The organism is Cutibacterium granulosum (assembly GCF_900186975.1).
GTDB classification, from domain to species: domain Bacteria; phylum Actinomycetota; class Actinomycetes; order Propionibacteriales; family Propionibacteriaceae; genus Cutibacterium; species Cutibacterium granulosum.
Genome location: NZ_LT906441.1, coordinates 830,167 through 849,127 on the forward strand (window position 1 = coordinate 830,167; position 18,961 = coordinate 849,127).

Annotated in this window: 17 protein-coding genes; 10 read left to right on the top strand and 7 right to left on the bottom strand. The window is 63.9% G+C overall.

Features of this window, described 5'->3' with window-relative positions; all coding sequences use genetic code 11:
- Positions 1–19 precede the first annotated feature (19 nt).
- Together CKV91_RS03430 and CKV91_RS03435 are read right to left on the bottom strand one after the other, a co-directional pair.
- Positions 20–2,272, bottom strand: a complete 2,253-nt coding sequence (locus CKV91_RS03430) for a LamG-like jellyroll fold domain-containing protein (protein ID WP_095140955.1) — start codon at positions 2,270–2,272, stop codon at positions 20–22.
- A 242-nt stretch (positions 2,273–2,514) separates the two neighbouring features.
- The gene (locus tag CKV91_RS03435) at positions 2,515–2,907 is read right to left on the bottom strand and encodes a YchJ family protein (protein WP_095140956.1); all 393 of its coding nucleotides are present in this window, start codon (positions 2,905–2,907) and stop codon (positions 2,515–2,517) included.
- Between the two features lie 97 nt (positions 2,908–3,004).
- Between CKV91_RS03435 and CKV91_RS03440 the strand changes: the two genes are divergently transcribed.
- On the top strand, positions 3,005–3,595 hold the full coding sequence (locus CKV91_RS03440) for a hypothetical protein (protein WP_021103923.1): 591 nt from the start codon (positions 3,005–3,007) through the stop codon (positions 3,593–3,595).
- A 301-nt stretch (positions 3,596–3,896) separates the two neighbouring features.
- Here the strand turns inward: CKV91_RS03440 and CKV91_RS03445 are convergent, their stop codons facing one another.
- Entirely contained in the window at positions 3,897–4,643 is a 747-nt protein-coding gene (locus CKV91_RS03445; RefSeq protein WP_021103924.1) for a DedA family protein, read from the bottom strand.
- Positions 4,644–4,769: 126 nt separating this feature from the next.
- Between CKV91_RS03445 and CKV91_RS03450 the strand changes: the two genes are divergently transcribed.
- The 3 genes from CKV91_RS03450 to fbaA all read left to right on the top strand — a co-directional run bounded on the left by CKV91_RS03450 (position 4,770) and on the right by fbaA (position 7,214).
- Entirely contained in the window at positions 4,770–5,366 is a 597-nt protein-coding gene (locus CKV91_RS03450) for a TrmH family RNA methyltransferase (protein ID WP_231933832.1), read from the top strand.
- 18 nt (positions 5,367–5,384) lie between these two features.
- Positions 5,385–6,002 (top strand): hypothetical protein, encoded by a 618-nt coding sequence (locus CKV91_RS03455; protein WP_021106046.1) that lies wholly within the window; start codon positions 5,385–5,387, stop codon positions 6,000–6,002.
- A 186-nt stretch (positions 6,003–6,188) separates the two neighbouring features.
- Positions 6,189–7,214 carry a class II fructose-bisphosphate aldolase gene (gene fbaA / locus CKV91_RS03460; protein ID WP_065861010.1) on the top strand — a complete coding sequence of 342 codons (1,026 nt, stop codon included), beginning with the start codon at positions 6,189–6,191 and terminating at the stop codon, positions 7,212–7,214.
- 66 nt (positions 7,215–7,280) lie between these two features.
- Here the strand turns inward: fbaA and CKV91_RS03465 are convergent, their stop codons facing one another.
- Positions 7,281–7,715, bottom strand: coding sequence for a hypothetical protein (locus CKV91_RS03465; protein ID WP_036957765.1), 435 nt, complete (start codon positions 7,713–7,715; stop codon positions 7,281–7,283).
- Between the two features lie 890 nt (positions 7,716–8,605).
- Between CKV91_RS03465 and CKV91_RS03470 the strand changes: the two genes are divergently transcribed.
- From CKV91_RS03470 to CKV91_RS03490, 5 genes are all read left to right on the top strand, one after another.
- Positions 8,606–9,964: a PAS domain-containing protein gene (locus CKV91_RS03470; RefSeq protein ID WP_065861011.1), complete on the top strand. Its 1,359-nt coding sequence runs from the start codon at positions 8,606–8,608 to the stop codon at positions 9,962–9,964.
- Positions 9,965–10,346: 382 nt separating this feature from the next.
- The gene (locus CKV91_RS03475; RefSeq protein ID WP_021103930.1) at positions 10,347–11,840 is read left to right on the top strand and encodes a methylmalonyl-CoA carboxytransferase subunit 5S; all 1,494 of its coding nucleotides are present in this window, start codon (positions 10,347–10,349) and stop codon (positions 11,838–11,840) included.
- Positions 11,841–11,854: 14 nt separating this feature from the next.
- On the top strand, positions 11,855–13,429 hold the full coding sequence (locus tag CKV91_RS03480; protein ID WP_021103931.1) for an acyl-CoA carboxylase subunit beta: 1,575 nt from the start codon (positions 11,855–11,857) through the stop codon (positions 13,427–13,429).
- Positions 13,430–13,444: 15 nt separating this feature from the next.
- Positions 13,445–13,690, top strand: a complete 246-nt coding sequence (locus CKV91_RS03485; protein WP_021103932.1) for a hypothetical protein — start codon at positions 13,445–13,447, stop codon at positions 13,688–13,690.
- 15 nt (positions 13,691–13,705) lie between these two features.
- Positions 13,706–14,071, top strand: a complete 366-nt coding sequence (locus tag CKV91_RS03490; protein ID WP_021103933.1) for a biotin/lipoyl-containing protein — start codon at positions 13,706–13,708, stop codon at positions 14,069–14,071.
- A gap of 310 nt (positions 14,072–14,381) precedes the next feature.
- Here CKV91_RS03490 and ptsP read toward each other — a convergent pair whose 3' ends face one another.
- Positions 14,382–16,055 carry a phosphoenolpyruvate--protein phosphotransferase gene (ptsP, locus tag CKV91_RS03495; protein WP_036957763.1) on the bottom strand — a complete coding sequence of 558 codons (1,674 nt, stop codon included), beginning with the start codon at positions 16,053–16,055 and terminating at the stop codon, positions 14,382–14,384.
- 5 nt (positions 16,056–16,060) lie between these two features.
- On the bottom strand, positions 16,061–16,324 hold the full coding sequence (locus CKV91_RS03500; protein WP_023034936.1) for an HPr family phosphocarrier protein: 264 nt from the start codon (positions 16,322–16,324) through the stop codon (positions 16,061–16,063).
- Between the two features lie 489 nt (positions 16,325–16,813).
- On the opposite strand from CKV91_RS03500, the gene CKV91_RS03505 reads away from it, so the two are divergent.
- A complete protein-coding gene (locus tag CKV91_RS03505; protein WP_065861012.1) occupies positions 16,814–17,563 on the top strand; it encodes a phosphoglyceromutase in 750 nt (249 codons plus the stop codon).
- Between the two features lie 88 nt (positions 17,564–17,651).
- Here the strand turns inward: CKV91_RS03505 and CKV91_RS03510 are convergent, their stop codons facing one another.
- Positions 17,652–18,809 carry a polysaccharide deacetylase family protein gene (locus CKV91_RS03510; RefSeq protein ID WP_021103939.1) on the bottom strand — a complete coding sequence of 386 codons (1,158 nt, stop codon included), beginning with the start codon at positions 18,807–18,809 and terminating at the stop codon, positions 17,652–17,654.
- Between the last annotated feature and the right edge of the window lie 152 nt (positions 18,810–18,961).

The following is an 18,961-nucleotide window of genomic DNA, read 5'->3' on the forward strand; positions in this document are numbered from 1 at the left end:
CAGTGTCAGCCTCGGAGGCTCAGCGGCCGGTCCGGGGAAGGCGCAGCCGGTGCCAGCCGCCTTCCCCCGGGGCCTGGGACGTACCGTGTCCACCACCCGAGGGGGCCTGGCCGGCAGCCCCGGGGTCTGCAACGGTGGGGTTGCCACCCGGCGTGGCCGACGAGCCGGTGCCACCGGGTGTGGCGGGGGTCCCCGTGGCGCTGGGTTTCGTGGTACTGGGACTCGTCGAGCTGGGGCCGGTGCTCGGCCCTGCAGACCCGGACGGGCTCGCCGTGGGGCTGGGCTCGGAGGTCGGGGCGCCCGAGGGGCTCGGCTCACTGCTGGCCCGAGCAGTGAGCCACTGAGCTGGCGTGGTCGGATGGTCGACCAGCCGCGTCTCGCCGATGGTTCCGAAGAAGCCGGTGTCCATGATGTTGTCGTAGATGCTGCCGCCGATGATCCACGGGCGATCGTCGAAACCGTTGATGCCGTGGGCGCGGCCGGCGGTGCCGTACTGGTTGCGCAGCATGGGCACGCCGTCGATGTACATGACGACCGACCCCTCCCTGGGGTCGTCGACGACGACGAGGTGGTACCACTTGTCGAGGTCGACGTCACCGGACCACACCGAGTACCCATTGCCCACCTTGGCGGTGTCGGTGAAGGCCCATTGCACTTCCTTGAGGCTCGAGATGGCCCCGGACAGCGGTGGCTCCTCCAGATCGTCGGTGTCCGCCCCAGCCACCGTGAAGTTCGGCAGGTCACCTCGTCTGCCGCCCCGGCAGACGAAGGCGCCCCAGTAGTTGCTCGAACCGTAGTCCTTGTCGATCTTGATGAACGTCTCGAAGGTGTAGCCCTGCTCGAAGCGCTCCTTGTTGACGGGGGCGTCCTTGGCCGTGGCGAAGTAGGCGAACACGTGCTTGGCCCTGGGCGTGAAGTGAACGGCGTGCTCGGCACTGGAGTACGTCATGTGGTCGGTGACGAGGGCCGCCGCATTGGTGAGGATCCCGGCCCTCTTCAGGGTCATGTCGTTGCCATTGCCACTGATGTCCCGTTCGACGAGTGTGCCGTCCTGCTCGGTGGGACGCCAGTGGGCCACGGTTCCGGGAAGCTTGGGGTAGTCCGCGTTGTTCGCCGGCTTGACGAGGGGCAGTGCGGCGATCGGGGTGAACTCCTTGCGCAGCTGGGCGCGAAGGGCGGTGGTGGCTGCCGGAACCTCACCGGTGGGGTGGAAGTCGGCGTCGAACGAGGCGAACCGGGAGGCGAAGTCGAAGCTCGTCACCCAGGTGTCTCCCGACCCGGTGAGCAGGGCGCGATCCAGCGAGTTGGCACGCTCACCCTTGAGTGGCACCCACGGTGAGAAGGCGGTCTGGCACAGCTGGTTGTGGGTGAAGTCGAACTCCATGAGCGCCATGAGCCCGTTGCCGCCCTGGTAGGCCATCTGGTAGTCGAGCAGCTGCTGGAACACCGGCTGACCGGCAGCATTGGTGACAATGCGGTTGGTCGCCCCGTGGTGGTGCCCATTGACGGTGAGGAACACCTGGTTGTGATGGTTGATGAGCCGGTCCCACAGCCGCTGCCCGAAGCTGGTGGACAGCGCGGTGCCGTCGGGGGAGATGTCGATGATCTGGTGGGTGGTGATGATCGTCGGCACCGTCGGGTGGGCGTTCAGCACCGACTCGGCCCAGTCGAGGTCTGCACCGTCGGAGCCCCACGGCACGTTGACGGCCATCATCGGTACGCCGGCGACGGTGAACTCGTGCCAGTTCGACATCCCGCTCGGCCCCATCTCGCGGAAGCTCGGGGAGTGGGCCTGACGATCCTTGGGGAACCACGTGCGGTAGTAGTGGAAGTCGTCGGCAACGTCGTGGTTGCCCGGGATCACCGAGTAGGACACCTTGGCGTCGTCCAGGATCTTCATGGCACGATCGGCCACGACGTACTGGTCCTCGTGCCCCTCGCCGGACTGGTCGCAGACGTCACCCAGGTGGTGGGTCATGGCGATGTGGTAGTCCGCGGTGTGATCGACGATCCACTGCGTCTGACAGTCGTAGGGGTTGGGCAGGCCAGGGTACTGCTTGGCGAACAGGTCGGCTGACTCGACGCCGTATCGTGAGTAGAACTGGGTGTCGGGGAGCAGGGCGATGCAACCACGTGCTCCGAGGTGCCCGTCAACCGTCCCGTCCTTGGTGTAGGGGGCAGCATTGGCCGGCCATCCTCTCTGCACGGCAACCCCTGCCAGGGTCACCATGGCCCCGGCCTGGACGAATAGACGACGACTGATCGACGACATGAATCTGTCTCCTCGTGTTCCCAACTGATCGTGGCTCGGGCTGGCAAGGCTCTCGATGGGGCCCCGTCCACCCCGGATGCCATGAGACCATGATCGAAAGACGATGACGTCACATCACCATGAACGCCAGCTGTCATTCAGATGTCACGATCATGTCCTGGCGGGGCGGACGGGATCCATGCGTGCGGGGCGCCGGTGGGCAGGTCAGGAGCCTCCATGTGCTCGGGGCCGCGCGACGGAAGTCAGTCGAGCAGATCCCCATCGGTGTAGAGCCACCGATGCGCTCGGTACTCGAAGCGGGCCTTCTCGTGCAAGGTCCCGGCAGTGTGCTGGGCGACGTACTCCACGACTCCCTGCTCATCGTCGGGCTGTCCCTGCTCAACGTCGACAATCGTCAACCCGGTCCAAGCCATGGGCAGGTCGTCAACGATGTCGGGACGAGTACGCGGATGCCAGGTTGCCCACAGGTGTTGCCAGCGGTGCAGGACGTGCGCGGTGTAGCGCGACCTCATGAGGGCCTCGGCAGTGGTGGCCCGGCGTGGATCGTCCAGAACCGGTCCGCAGCACCGCGACAGTGGTGCACCAGACCCACATGGGCAGGTGGAATCGGCAGACAGGGATGGTGCGGCAGACATGACGGATCCTTCTGGTGGTTCTCGGAAGTGCACGGGGTGGCCCGGCAGGGGGCGCACGAGTCGATGCTCCCACGGTATCCCGCATAGGATGGAGGGGATGTATCCATGGAAAGACCCGCATCGAGCATATGCGGTGCAGCAGCGCTCACCCCTGCGTCAGCCGGGGGCGCTCACGGCAATGCGCATCATCGTCGGAGGTGGCGTGGCTGGGTGGATGTTGTTGCTCGGTGCCCTCGTCCTTGGTTCGTCAGTGTCGAACAATGCCCTGGCCGTGTTCCTCAACTCATATGCCCTGGCCATCGCCTCGGGCGACTGGGTGAAGGTCCTCCTCGTCCCGGTCGCGGCATTCGCGTTGACTGTGACGATGGGCAGGGGACATGCCATCGATCGCATCCTCTTCACAGCCTTGGCCGTCTACTGGCTGTATTTCCTCACCTTTGATCTCGAACTCACCATTCCAGTCGCGAGACTCATGGTCATCGTCTGCATGATCCTGGCATGGTCCGCCCCGATGAATCGGTGGATTCGGACGGTGCACGACTATGAGCAGTTGTTGGCCGAGGGAGCGGATCCCCGGAATCTGGCGATACGGTACGGGTTGGTTCCGCGTCGTCCGGACGGTCCTGCGCAACGCACCATGACGAATCCCCCTTCGTGGCCCCCGCCGTCGGGCTCTCCTCGCCCGTGAATGAGCAGGCCCCATGAGTGAGCAGGGCCGATTGGCACGGAGGAACGTGCGGATGCCCCCCGTGGGGGCTGGTGCCAAGCTACGCCGACTCGCCTCCGTGGTGCCATGACCGGGCTCCACTCGCGGGGGCTGGTGCCAGACGTCCCGGCAGGGGGACGCCATCCACACCCGGCGAACGTGACGGTGAGCAGCCGGACCCGGTACGGCGACGCCACTGGGCCTTGCTGGGCAGTCAGCCACTAGGCTGGCCACACCGCCGTCATCGTCCTTTCGTCATGGCTGCAGGTGAGTCAGGTTCTGCTCACTCCGCTCGAGCAGCCGCCTTGGATTCGGTCTGCGCGTCTCCTGCGGTGGTCTCCTCCGCACCCTTGCGACGCGCCTTGAGCCACTCGACCCCCATGGGAATGAGTGAGACGACGATGATGAGCAGCAGTGCCGCCTCGAAATTGTTGCGGATGACGTCCACCTGGCCCAGGAAGTACCCAGCCTGCACCGCGATGAGGACCCACAGCACTCCACCGATCGCCGTGTACGAGATGAACTTGCGGAAGTTCATCTGTGCGACGCCACCGACCATCGTCACGAAGGTGCGCACGATTGGCACGAATCGAGCCAGGATCAGTGCCGGGGCACCGTGCTTCTCGAAGAACTCGTTGGTCTTGTCGACGTGCTCGGGGGCGAACACCTTGCCAGCGAATCCCTCCCGAGGTCGGAAGAGCCGTGGCCCCACCTCGTGGCCGATCCAGTAACCAACGGTGTTGCCGGCGATGGCCGCAATGATGAGGACGATGTTGACGATGACGAGGGTCGACGCAGGAGATCCGTAGTGCACCAGTGGCACCTCGGAGTTGACGCCAACGGCTGCGAACATGCCCAACGCGAAGAGCAGGGAGTCACCTGGCATGAAGAACACCGCGAGGCCACACTCGGCGAAGACGATGAGGGCAACGATCCACAGTGCGGCCGCTCCGGCGGCTTCGATGATGTGTTGCGGATCCAACCAAGCTGGCATGAGCAGTGGAATCAGCGTGATGAGGAGACTCGGCATGGCTTCCAGAGTACCGTTACATCCGTGTGTGCCCATGACCACGGCGAGTTGCCCGACGATCCGTCCGTGTGCATCCCGGGACGAAGCGGCCTGACCACTGCAAGTGCAGCGACGGGTCCCACCGCGGTGGGGGTCGGCCCTGCTGCGCGACCGTGGCCGGAGGATGCCCGACTCGACCCGGACCTGCTGGAACACGGCGACCGACGCAATGTCGTTGATCGGTATCGGTACTGGAGTGTCGAGGCGATCGTCGCCGAGCTTGACACCCGCCGTCGGCCACTGCACATCGCCATCCAGAACTGGGAGCACGACTTCAACATCGGTTCGGTGGTGCGCACCGCCAATGCGTTCAACGTGGCCGGGGTGCACATCCTGGGCCGACGACGGTGGAATCGACGCGGTGCGATGGTCACCGATCGCTACCTGCACATTCACCACCATCCCGACGTTCCCGACTTCCTCACCTGGCTGGAGGATCACGACATCACCCCGGTCGGTGTCGACAACCTGCCCGGATCGGTGGCGCTGGAGTCGGCCACCCTGCCGCGGGACTGCTGCCTGGTCTTTGGTTCGGAGGGTGCTGGGCTCACTGACGAGGTGGTTGCCGGGTGCAGCCAGCTCGTCGCCATCACCCAGTACGGGTCCACCAGGTCCATGAACGCCGGTGCTGCCGCCGCCATCGCCATGTGGGCCTGGGGCATGCAACATCCCGTCCATCCCTGACCGGATAGGCTTGAACACATGGCGTCGTCATCATCTGCTCTGCTCGTGGCCTTCAACCCGGTGCCCACAGCCGGACGAGTCGCGCGCTTCCAGTCGTTGCGGTTGCGCATCGTCGTGCAGACCCTTCTGGCCGTTGCCGTCGTCATCGTCGTCCTGGCCATCGCCAAGGTCGACTTCGACACGACCACCGTCGTGTGGATCATCACCCTGTGGGCGGTACTGCTTGCGGTGTTGTGGGCGGTGCAGGCCGTGCGACTGCGCTCGGCACGCAAGGATCTGCTGGGGATTGGCGAGGGGACTGCATTGCGTGTCGACGATGCCGGTGTCGCCGTGCGAACCAGTCTGCGCAACCACGGCGATTTCGATGACACCACTTCGGCAGTGCAGGTGGCCGGGGCACCGGAGGATGCCCGGTTCGACCAGGTGAACTGGCAGGATCTCACACGGTTTGCCGTGGAACCGTCCCATCACGAACCCATCCTCGTCGTCGAGCAGGGGCGGGGAGAACAGTTGCAGCGGTGGCAGGTACCCACGTCGTGGCTCGGTGCCGCGCCGCAGACCATTGACATGGCTGCCATGCAGTGTTCTGGCGGTCGGCAACGTCTGGAGTGCGCTGATCAGGTCGGGCCGGCCTGACTCTGCGGCACCTGCTGAGCGTCGGGTTCTGACTCGCTGACGAACCTACCCGACGCGCAACCAGGAATGTGGGTATATGTGACTTGATATGATCATTCGTGCAAGTTGTCACATAGGGTTCTGCTGCGCAGTGATGAACGATAGAGTCAGGTGCTGCGAGCTACCAACGCAGAAAGGTGCATATCCATGCCCATCGCATCTCCTGAGGTATATGCTGAAATGTTCGATCGCGCAGGGCAGAAGGGCTTTGCGTATCCGGCCATCAACGTGACCTCATCGCAGACTCTCAATGCGGCCCTGCAAGGGTTCTCCGAGGCTGGCTCGGACGGCATCATCCAGATCTCCACTGGTGGTGCCGAGTACGCCTCGGGCCAGAAGGTCAAGGACATGGTCACCGGTGCCGTTGCCCTGGCGGAGTACGCCCGCGTCGTGGCCAAGAACTATCCGGTGAACATCGCCCTGCACACCGACCACTGCCAGAAGGAGAAGCTGGACACATACGTCAACCCGCTCATCGCCATCTCGCAGCAGCGCGTCGACAAGGGCCAGGACCCGCTGTTCAACTCCCACATGTGGGACGGCTCGGCCATTGAGGTAGAGGAGAACCTGCAGATCGCCGAGGAGCTGCTCAGTCGTACCGCCAAGGCCAAGATCATCCTCGAGATCGAGGTCGGTGCCGTCGGTGGCGAGGAGGACGGCGTGACCGGCGAGATCAACGAGAAGCTGTACACCACCGTCGCAGACGGCATGCGCACCCTCGAGGTGCTCGGTCTGGGCGAGAAGGGTCGCTACATCACGGCCCTCACCTTTGGCAACGTCCACGGCGCCTACAAGCCTGGACACGTCAAGCTGCGTCCGGAGATCCTCAAGGAGATCCAGGACGAGTGCGGCAAGAAGTACGGCAAGGACAAGCCATTCGACCTCGTCTTCCACGGTGGTTCGGGCTCCACGGCCCAGGAGATCGCCGACGCGGTGTCTTACGGCGTCGTCAAGATGAACGTCGACACCGACACCCAGTACGCCTTCTCCCGCCCGGTCGTCGATCACGTCATGACCAACTACAGCGGCATGTTGAAGATCGACGGTGAGGTCGGCAACAAGAAGATGTACGACCCGCGCTCGTGGGGTCGGAAGGCCGAGACCGGTATGGCTGCTCGCGTCGTCGAGGCCTGTGAGCGTCTGGGTTCCCAGGGCAATGCCATGAATGCCTGAATGTGACTGCATGACCCCGGTCGGTTCCTTGCGGAATCGACCGGGGTCATGCATGTGGCTCCTGCGTCAGCGATGTGATGGTAGCGGTGGCGGTGGGGTCGTGTTGGCGCGCACCGTGGCGTTCCAGTTGACGAGCCATCCCTTGCCATCGACGGGTGTCATGATGACCGTCATGATTGGCTTTGCCGTTGCTCGTGAGTAGATGTCCGCCGATCCTGTCGGAAGGGGCCCATCGGAGATGAGGATTCCCTCATTCAACCCGGCTGAGTCGGTGTTGAAGGCCTTGTAAATGGCGTGGCCCCACGCTTCGGCTTTCTTGGAGTGACTGTCCCAGCCGGTGTTGGGTGCGATGAGATCTTGTACTCGGTAGTTGTCGATGGTGTCAGGGGTCGAGATGGCCTCGGCGAAATAGGTTGCCATGCCGACGTCACCCACCCCGAGTTCGTCATCATGGTGCAGGCACACCACGGTGCCACCGACTCCTGCTGCTGCAGAGAGGATGCCACAGACAACATATGTGGCAACGGTCTTGACATGCATTGTCATCTCCAAGGTTTGAATGGTGTCAGGTCTGATGAAACGTCCGGATCGTCCATTTGAGTTTTTCTACCCTCTAAATTCACCATTTCCTGCACGGCGGGGAAGGGCCTGTTGTGCGTCGTCACTGTGTGACATGGCTCGGAGCGGTTCTCAGTCCTTGACTTCAGTGGGAGGTGGCCAGCGGAGGCGAGACGTTCCCCACGGCCAGACGATCAAGCATTTCGCGGACATGGTGGAGGGCGAGAATGATGCCGATCAGATCCATGACTCACCTACGAAGCGTCATGATCGTTCCTTGCTGTGAGGGATGGTAGGGGCTGGGGATGGCGGATGGGTTTCATCTTCAGCTTATTGTCACTGGACGGATTTTCAAAAGAAATCGTCGTCATTGAGGATCTCCTGTGAGTACGCGGCATACTTGGGAAGGAGACACCTACCAGCACTGTGATGGTGTGGAAGGTGTCAGGCATCTCTCGCCGCGCTGTGACGGGCCGTGCTCGGGATGTCGATCCGGATCCGGGCCACGGGTGTCCATGTCGTCGAGACCTGTGGGAGTCCGGGTTTCCCCGGACAATGCCATGAAGGCCTGATTCCACAGCTGGTTGTCGCGTCCTGGTCGACGTCGTGGGAATCGGCTGGTGCTCTTGCATGTGGCAGCTCCGCCGCCAGCACCTCCGAGAATTAAGAGAAATATTTATTCTATCATCTGGTACTTTCTGAGTTGACCCCGGGGTGCCAAGGTGTCACGATTCATCTCGTGACGAATGGTGCGTCATGGATGTGCGGGCAGGTTCGGAGCAGACCCTGTGGCGTCACACCACAGCATCCCTACGACACAGATCAGGAAGGCCATGTCAGGACCAGAACCAACCGGGGAGCAGCGCATCGTCGAAACCGATGAGATCTTTTTCTCCACCACCGACGCCAAGGGCGTCATAGAAAAGGCGAACTCTGTCTTTGTCGACATTTCGAGGTATCCATGGGACGATCTCATCGGTGCGCCGCACAACATCATTCGACACCCCATGATGCCCAAAGCGGCGTTCCTGGCCATGTGGAACACCATCCAAGGTGGCGAACCCTTCTGCGCCTACGTCCACAACCTTGCTGCCGACGGTGCCACCTACACCGTGCTCGCCACCATCGTGCCGCTGGACGAGGGCTACCTGTCGGTGCGCATCGCTCCGCAAGTCCGCGAACTGCAGAATGCCGCAGAGGCCGTGTACCAAGCTGCCCGGGACGCCGAGTGGGTGGCTGGAGAGCAGGGATGCGGTGCTCCGGAGCGCGCCCGCCGCGGGCTCGACGCCGTTCAGACGGCCCTGGAGCAGGCTGGGTTCCCGGACTATGGGTCGTTCATGCGCAAGGTCCTGGTGCAGGAGGTCGCGTGTCGTCGTCTGCAGCGCCGTCCCTCGCGTGGCATGTCGGACGAATCGGCTCTGGGGCGGCTGTCCACGCAGGCCAATCGTGCTGGTGACGTCGTGGACACCTGGTTGGCGACCTTCGAGGATCTCAGCGATCTGTCGGTCAAGGCCGGTCGAACCGCTCACATCCTGGGTGAGGCCATGGGCGAGTCCAAGCGGACTGCCGATGCCATCACCGATTCAAGCCAGTCCACCGAACCGGCCCTGCGACCCCTGGTGTCCGTCCTCACCCTGTGGACGAGTATGGATGCCGAGATTGCACCGCTCATCGATGAGGTCGTTGCCGATCTTCACGCCCTGGCCACCAGTGCCGATCTCACCAGTTTCCGCCTGGCGATTGCCCACGTCCAGGTGGAGTCGATGCGCAGTTTCATCTCCGAGATCTGGGCAGAGATGCCCGGGTGGGAACGTGCGCTACCTGCCATCGATGACCTCTCGATCGCGGTGGAGGAGGCCATGTCGCAGGCCACACGCCGACTGGACGAGCTGCGCTCCTTGGCGGCCAGTGCAGCCTCTCGCACCGGGGAGCTGGCAGAACTCATGGCCATGCCCACTGCACTGCTCACCAGCTGGCAGCACATGGCCAGTGAACGTGAGTTGTCGCAGGGAGTTGCCGATCTGGCCCCGAAGGTGGAGGAGCAGATCGGTGCCAGCCAGGAGATGGCAGCCGAACTCACCAGTGTCGTTGCAGGATTGCGCAAGCTGGCAGATGCACGGCTCGAGGACTGGGATGCCGCCCTGGTGACTGACATTCGTCGACTGGCTGCCGAGGTGGCAACGGGAAAGTGAGTCGTGAGTCGGTTCCCGCAGATCGGTTCTGGGTGGGACGACGCGTCGCCCCTGAGCCGGGCGTGAGTTCTCTGAGATGGTCGAGAGTGCCCTGAGATGGTCGAGGTGCTCAGCATGGTCATGACTGGTTCGCTCGCAGGCGGTCTGGTCCTGGTGGTGTGGCAGTGGTGAGGTATGCCTGCCGCACCGTGGCGACCAGTCATCCAGTGCACTGCCCAAAGCCCCCAGAAGGATTTCCCAAACATGTTCCAGGTGTCCGAGATGGGCCAGTGGAGCAGTTTCACGGCCCCTCGTCTGAACGGCCTCTCGACTGAACATTGTTAAGTTGTGGAACTTTGACCCCGAGTCAGCGAAGCCTTGTGGAAGGTGCAAGGATTGACCCATGAGTCCGCGAAAGATTGGCGTTACCGAGCTCGCGCTCCGCGACGCGCATCAGAGCCTGCTTGCCACCCGAATGTCACTGGAAGACATGGTCGACGCTTGCGCCGACATCGACGCTGCTGGCTACTGGTCCGTCGAGTGCTGGGGTGGAGCTACCTTCGATTCCTGCATCCGTTTCCTCAATGAAGACCCGTGGGAGAGGCTTCGCACCTTCCGCAAGCTGATGCCCAACTCCCGTCTGCAGATGCTGCTGCGTGGGCAGAACCTGCTGGGTTACCGTCACTACAACGACGAGGTCGTCGACAAGTTCGTCGAGAAGTCCGCCGAGAATGGTATGGACGTCTTCCGCGTCTTCGACGCCCTCAACGACCCCCGCAACCTCGAGCACGCGATGGCCGCCGTCAAGCGCGTCGGCAAGCACGCCCAGGGCACGATCTGCTACACGACCTCCCCGATCCACACCCCGGAGAGCTTCGTCAAGCAGGCCGACCGCCTCATCGACATGGGCGCCGACTCCATCGCCTTCAAGGACATGGCTGCCCTGCTCAAGCCGCAGCCGGCCTTCGACATCATCAAGGGCATCAAGGAGAACCACCCCGACGTGCAGATCAACCTGCACTGCCACTCCACCACGGGCGTCACCATGGTGACCCTGCAGAAGGCCATCGAGGCTGGCGTTGACGTCGTCGACACCGCCATCTCCTCGATGTCGCTGGGCCCGGGACACAACCCCACCGAGTCGCTGGTCGAGATGCTCGAGGGCACCGAGTACACCACTGGCCTCGACATGGATCGCCTCATCAAGATCCGCGACCACTTCAAGAAGATTCGTCCGAAGTACAAGAAGTTCGAGTCCAAGACGCTGGTCAACACCAACATCTTCCAGTCCCAGATCCCGGGCGGAATGCTCTCCAACATGGAGTCCCAGCTCGAGGCCCAGGGTGCTGGCGACCGCATGGACGAGGTCATGAAGGAGGTGCCGCGCGTCCGCAAGGATGCCGGTTACCCGCCGCTGGTCACCCCGTCGTCCCAGATCGTCGGGACCCAGGCCGTCTTCAACGTCCTCATGGGCAATGGCGAGTACAAGAACCTCACTGCTGAGTTCGCCGACCTCATGCTCGGGTACTACGGCAAGCCGATTGGCGACCTCAACCCCGACATCGTCGAGATGGCCAAGAAGCAGACCGGCAAGGAGTCGATCGACTGCCGTCCGGCCGACCTGCTCGACCCCGAGTGGGACACCCAGGTTGCCGAGGCCGAGAAACTCGAGGGCTTCAACGGCACCGACGAGGACGTTCTCATCAACGCCCTGTTCCCGGGGGTTGCCCCGAAGTTCCTCAAGGAGCGCTCGCAGGGCCCCAAGAGCGTCGCGATGACGGAGGCTCAGCTCAAGGCTGAGGCAGAAGGTGCAGAGTCGACCGCCATTGCCGGTCCGATCAACTACACCGTGACGGTTGGTGGCCGTAGCCACGACGTGACCGTCGAATCCGCGTGAGGAAGTCGTCCATCATGGCTGAGAAGAAGACAATCAAGCTCGCCAGCACGATGGAAGGTCGTGTTGAGCAGCTGGCCGACGAGCGGCACCGCATCGAACTTGGCGGTGGCGAGGCTCGGCTCGACAAACAGCGTTCCAAGGGCAAGCAGACTGCTCGCGAGCGTATCGACAACCTGGTAGACGCCTACTCCTTCGACGAGGTCGGCGCCTTCCGCAAGCACCGCACCACCCTGTTCGGCATGGACACCGCCGAGGTGCCCGCCGACGGTGTGGTCACCGGTCGCGCGACCATCGGTGGCCGCCCGGTGCACGTGGCCTCCCAGGACTTCACCGTCATGGGTGGTTCGGCTGGTGAGACCCAGTCGACCAAGGTCGTCGAGACGATGGAGCAGTCCCTGCTCACCGGCACCCCGTTCGTGTTCTTCTACGACTCGGGTGGCGCCCGAATCCAGGAGGGCATCGACTCGCTGTCCGGCTACGGCAAGATGTTCTACGCGAACGTCAAGCTGTCGGGCGTCGTGCCGCAGGTCGCGGTCATCGCCGGCCCGTGTGCCGGTGGTGCCTCGTACTCCCCGGCACTGACCGACTTCATCATCATGACGAAGAAGGCCCAGATGTTCATCACGGGCCCCGGCGTCATCAAGTCGGTCACCGGTGAGGAGGTCACCGCCGACGAGCTCGGTGGTGCCGACGCGCACATGTCCACCTCCGGCAACATCCACTTCGTTGCCGAGGACGACGATGCCGCGATGCTCATCGCGCAGAAGCTGCTGAGCTTCCTGCCGCAGAACAACACCGAGGACGCCCAGATCGTCAACCCGAACAATGACGTGAGCCCCGATGAGTCCCTGCGTGACGTCGTCCCGCTGGACACCAACAAGGCCTACGACATTCGCGACGTCATCGCCAAGATCGTCGACTGGGGAGACTACCTGGAGGTCAAGGCCGGTTGGGCGACCAACATCGTCACCGCCTTCGCCCGCGTCAACGGTCGTACCGTCGGCATCGTCGCCAACCAGCCGAAGGTCATGGCCGGGTCGCTGGACATCGACGCCTCCGACAAGGCTGCCGAGTTCATCACCTTCTGTGACTCCTTCAACATCCCGCTGGTGCAGCTGGTGGACGTCCCCGGCTTCCTGCCGGGCGTCCAGCAGGAGTACGGCGGCATCATCCGCCACGGCGCGAAGATGCTGTACGCCTACTCCGAGGCCACCGTGCCGAAGATCACGATCGTGCTGCGCAAGGCATACGGCGGCTCCTACCTGGCCATGTGCAACCGTGACCTGGGTGCCGACGCCGTTTACGCCTGGCCCACCGCCGAGATCGCCGTCATGGGTGCCGCTGGCGCTGCCAACGTCATCTTCCGTCGCGAGATCAAGGCCTCCGAGGACCCGGCTGCCACCCGCGCCGAGAAGATCGACGAATACCAGAACGCCTTCAACACGCCTTACGTGGCTGCTGCCCGTGGGCAGGTTGACGACGTCATCGATCCGGCAGACACCCGTCGCAAGCTCGCCGTCGCCCTGGAGACTTACGCCACCAAGCGTCAGCCCCGTCCGGCCAAGAAGCACGGCGTCATGCCCTGCTGAGTGAGTGAGGAAGAGATGACTGACAACGACAAGGACCGCGTGATCGAGTCGCTCACCAAGCGACTGGATTGCCTCGAAGCAGAGGTTGGTCGCCTGCGTGCCTCCAGCCCCGGCATCCCCGAGGACGTCCTGGTGGCCATCAGCGCTGCTGTTTCGGCATACCTGGGCAACGACGGCAAGGTTCAGGCCGTCCGCTTCGCCCCGTCAGAGAACTGGACCCGTCAGGGTCGCAGGGCTCTGCAGAACCATTCGATTCGTTGACCCGGAGAAGATGACATGAAACTCAAGGTGACCGTCAACGACGTCGCGTACGACGTGGACGTCGATGTCGACAAGACCCCGAATGCCCCGCTGGCCCCCATCATGTTCGGTGGCGGCTCCGGCCCGGCCCTCAAGGCCTCGGCCGGTGGCGGCGGAAAGGCTGGAGCTGGCGAGGTTCCCGCCCCGCTTGCCGGTACCGTGGCAAAGATCCTCTGTGCTGAGGGAGACGCCGTCAAGGCTGGCGACGTCCTCCTCACCCTGGAGGCCATGAAGATGGAGACTGAGATCAACGCCCCTGCCGATGGCAAGGTGACGAAGATCCTGGTCGCCGTTGGTGACGCTGTTCAGGGTGGACAGGGCCTCGTGGCCCTCGAGAGCTGACCACACAGTTCATAGAAACACACCCGTGGGGTGGGGCCAGCTGCCCCACCCCACGGGTGTGTTCATGCCGTTGGTCAACGGTTTTCCGCAACAATGATGATCTGATTGGGGTTGCCTGTGCGGACCGTGGGTAGCAAGTCCACCAGACCATACGGGGAACCGGATCCGGGCCACCATGCTGGGGGGCATCGAAGGACGGACTGCCGGACACAATGCTGCGACACACCGGGCACGGCACTGCGACCACAGCAGTGGGTGCCAGCCCCGCAGGAGGGCCGACACCCACGTGAGTGAGAGGTCATCGCATGGATCAGCCGATGAGTACCGCCACGGACGGGTCGGCAAGGTCCAGGGCTGCCTGACGTGCCTGCTGCGGACTGGGAGCTGCCAGCGCAGCCTCGGCGATTCGGCGGCACTGCCCTGCAGAGTGCAGTGCCAAGGCGGCCTTGACAGCGGTGATCTTGCCAGCCGCCATCGAGAGGGAACGTACCCCCAGACCAACGAGCACCAAGGCCAGCAGGGGATCTCCGGCCGCCTCCCCGCACACGCCGATGAGTCGATCCCCGGCGCCCTCACAGGTGGCACCGATGAGCTGGATCACCGCCGGCTGCCACGGCGTGAGCAGTTCGGCGAGCTCGCCCTGCAGACGGTCGGCTGCCATGCAGTACTGGGTGAGGTCGTTGGTGCCGATGGAGGCGAAATCCACTGGCTCGAGAACCTGCGCGGACCGCAGTGCGGTCGAGGGGACCTCGACCATGATGCCGACAGTCTTGATCCCAGCGGCGCGAGCCCGTTCGGCGAACCAGGTGGACTCGGCAGGGGTGGCGACCATCGGTGCCATGACGTAGGGGTCGCGTCCAGTCCGCTCAGCGGCCTCCGCCAGGGCTGCCAACTGGGTGTCGATGAGGTCGGTACGTACCTGGGACAGCCGCAGACCACGTCGACCCAACGCTGGATTGTCCTCCGGACCCAGATCGGCGAAGGCCAGCGGCTTGTCGGCACCGGCGTCCAGGGTACGGAAGACGACCTTGGCATCCTCGTCGAAAGTGTTGAGAACACTCGAGTAGGCCTCGACCTGTTCGTCCTGACTGGGCGCGTCGTGGCGATCCAGGAAGAGGAACTCGGTACGGAACAGGCCGACTCCTTCCGCCCCCTTGGACTTCGCGGTGGGGGCGTCGGACGAGCTGCCGATGTTGGCGAGCACCAACACCCGGGTGTCGTCACCAAGATGTGCCGGTCCTTCTGGAGCAGCGTCGAGCACGGCACGACGCTGCTCGGCGCGATCGCTGAGCTGGGTGACGGACTGCTCGTCGGGCTCGACGAGCACAGTGCCCGAGACTCCGTCGAGGGCCAACTCGGTGCCCGACTCGACCTCACGGATCCCTGGGCAGCGCACCACGGCGGGGATGCCGATCTGGGCGGCGAGAATTGCGGTGTGGCTGGTCGGGCCACCTGCAGCAGTGACCAGGCCGCGTACCAGCTCGGGATCGAGGGTCGCGGTGTCGGCCGGGGCCAGATCCTCCGCCACCAGGATGACGGGGGAGTCGAAGGCGGGAACGCCCGGTTCGGGCAGCCCCTGCAGGACGGCCAGGGCCCGGTCGCGCACATTGTGCAGGTCGGTGACCCGCTCGGCCAGGTATCCGCCAGCAGCAGTGAGTTGGGCGCAGAAGTCGTCAATGGCGCCCCACAGGGCATGGGCCGGGCCGTCGCCCTCCTCGAGGTGGGTGCGCACGGAACTCGTCAGACCGGGGTCACGGGCCATCATGGCAGTGGCCATGAGCACCCCGATGGCGGATGGATCAGCTTCCAGGGCACGTGCGTCGAGGCGGTCGGCAACCTTGCTGAGTGCAGCGGTCACCCTCGCCACGTCGTCGTCGGTGTCGCCCTTGGGATCACGTGCCGGTAGGCCAGGTGCTGGTTCAACGAGTAGTGCTGGAGCCTGGCCGATTCCGGCAGAGACTCCCAGACCAGAGAAAGTCTTCATGATGATCAGGCGCTCGGAGTCTCGAGGGCGGTGCACAGGTTGGCAAGAACGTCGTCAGCGCCCTCGCCCTCGGCCGTGAGTTCCACGGTCTCACCCTTCTTGGCACCCAGACCCATCACCGAGAGGATGGAACGGGCATCCACGGGTTCCTCACCGGGGCGGCCAATGGTGACGGCCAGGCCAGATTTGGTGGCAGCCTGGACGAACATGGCGGCGGGGCGAGCGTGCAGGCCAGACTCGGCGGCGATGGTGGCGGTGCGACTGGGCATGAGTACCTCCTGCTGGAAGTCGGGACGTTCCCGACAACTTTTTTCAACACTCGACGATATCTCAGCCACTGGAAAAGGTGCATCCACCCCCGAAGAAATTGCACATACGTAACCGACCGACTCGTGTAACAGGTCAGCCCCGTGACCGACCAACCCTCCGTGACCGATCTGCCCCATGACCGGCCAGCCCCAGGGCCTCCGGCCAGAATCGTGGAGCTGGTGGGAGAGGTGGAGCTGAGGGAGAGGGCTTGACGACGTGGCCAGTAAGGACTCGAGGAACGCAACATCGCCGGATTGTTGCCCAGCCTGCGGGGACTGCTGGGGCGGGAAGCCACCAACCAGCGCCGGTCCGAGGGCAACGGTCCGAATCGGCGATCGGGTCGGACCGGGGAATCACACACGGTGGAGACATCGGTCATGGGAGATGAGTGCCGGAGGAAGGGGTGGGGATGTGCTGGGAACACGTGTGCGCGGCGGTAGGCTGGAGTCATGACATCCAAGCTCATCCTGCTCCGCCACGGCGAGAGCGAATGGAACTCAAAGAACCTCTTCACCGGCTGGGTGGACGTCGACCTCAACGAGAAGGGCGCGGGCGAGGCACGTCACGCTGCCGAGCTGCTCAAGCAGGAGAACCTGCTGCCCGACGTCGTCCACACCTCGCTGCTGCGTCGCGCCATCCACACTGCCTACCTCGCTCTGGACGGCTGCGATCGCCACTGGATCCCGGTGCGTCGTTCCTGGCGTCTCAACGAGCGCCACTACGGTGCCCTGCAGGGCCTCAACAAGGCCGAGACCAAGGAGAAGTACGGCGACGATCAGTTCATGGCTTGGCGTCGTTCCTTCGACCAGCCGCCGCCCGTCATCGACAAGGATGGCGAGTGGAGCCAGTTCAACGACCCGCGCTACGCCGACATCCCCTCCTCCCAGCGTCCGCTGACCGAGTGCCTCAAGGACGTCGTCGCCCGTATGATCCCGTACTTCGAGTCCGCCATCACCGACGACCTCAAGGCCGGTAGGACCGTCCTCGTCGCTGCCCACGGCAACTCGCTGCGTGCCCTCGTCAAGCACTTGGACGGTATCAGCGACGACGACATCGCCGGTGTCAACATCCCCACCGGCATCCCGCTGCTCTATGAGCTCGACGACGACTTCAAGCCGGTCATCAAGGGCGGGCGTTACCTCGACCCGGAGGCTGCTGCTGCTGGCGCCAAGGCCGTGGCGAACCAGGGCAACAAGTGAGTCGTTCCTGACGACAGGTCCCTCGAGGGCCCGTGACAGGCAGAGGGGCCGTGCTGATCAGCACGGCCCCTCATGTGTACCTGTTTGATCAGGCAATGACGCCCAGCTCGTATCCCTTGCTCTTGAGGTATTTCACCATTGCGGGAACGGACCTTGCAGTGACCTTCTTGTCCTCGGCATCGTGATTGAGGATGAGAAGCACGTTGGGGGTGCCGTACTCGGCGGCGGTCTCCTTGAGGTTCTGCACTACCTCGTCCGTACCGGTCAGCGGCTTGCCCTCGGCATCCTTGGACAGTGCGTTCCAGTCGATCCATGACATGTGGCGCTCGGACATCGCCGGATCGGCCGTCGACCAGCCCCGCCAGGACATGTGGCCCCCGGGGTTGCGCACCGCGCCGGTCGTGAATCCGGAACCCACGAACGATCGCATCTGGGCCATCGCGTAGTCGATGTCGCAGCCGATGTGGCTCTTCGAGGCTTCCCGGCCCGGGTACAGGTAGTCGTAGTCGTGGCTGTAGGAGTGGATCGCCAGGGCATTGCCCTGCTCCAGCATCTGGTTGAGCAGGCTCTTGTCCACCTCACCCATGTGGGAGGAGATCGTGAAGAACGTTGCCCTGCCTCCGGAGCTCTTGAGGCCCCTGAGCACCTGCGGGGTGCGCTGGCTGGGGCCATCGTCAAAGGTGAGGAAGGCGATCCTCTTGTTCTTGGGCTGGGTCTGGGGCTTGAGCATCCAGTCGTGCACGGTCTTCGCCGCATAGACGTGCCCCTCGGCCGCCTTGCCGTGATTGGTCCCCGGGATGAGTGCCGGAAGGTTGGGGACCACGGCACCGGATGCCTTGAGTGGTGTGCCGGCGGCGGGCGGTGCGGCACACGTGGGTTTCGTCACGGCCTTCCCGGCTCCGGGGTACCCGGCGTACTTCGTTGCTGGGGCGGGGGTGGGGGATGCAGAAGGTGTGGGAGTTGCGGTGGGGGTCGTCAAGGTGGTGGCCGATGGGGTCGCTCCCCCGGGGGCTGTCGATGAGGTACTCGCGGTGTGCTTGTCTCCGGAATGGGTGACATCAGCAGCATCTGGTGAGGCGCATGCCGTCAGGCAGGTGGCCAGACCAGCCAAGATCGTCAGGCCGATCGTTGCTCGGGAACCGTGCCGCGACTTGACCTGCCGCTGTGAACGGGTGGCGTCGCTGGTCGGTCCGCAGGACGAATCGTGGGCGGTGTGGACGTCACCGTCGCGGCTGATGATGGGCATGTGTGTGCACCTTTCCCAGATGATCGACAGTCAGGGGTCACAGTACTCAGGAAGAGCGACGGAGCCCCTGGGGCTCGCCGTCACTGGTCAGGCGGAATCGCGCGGGGCGTAGCCATGAATCTGCCAGGAACGGGACGCCACAACCCATGAAC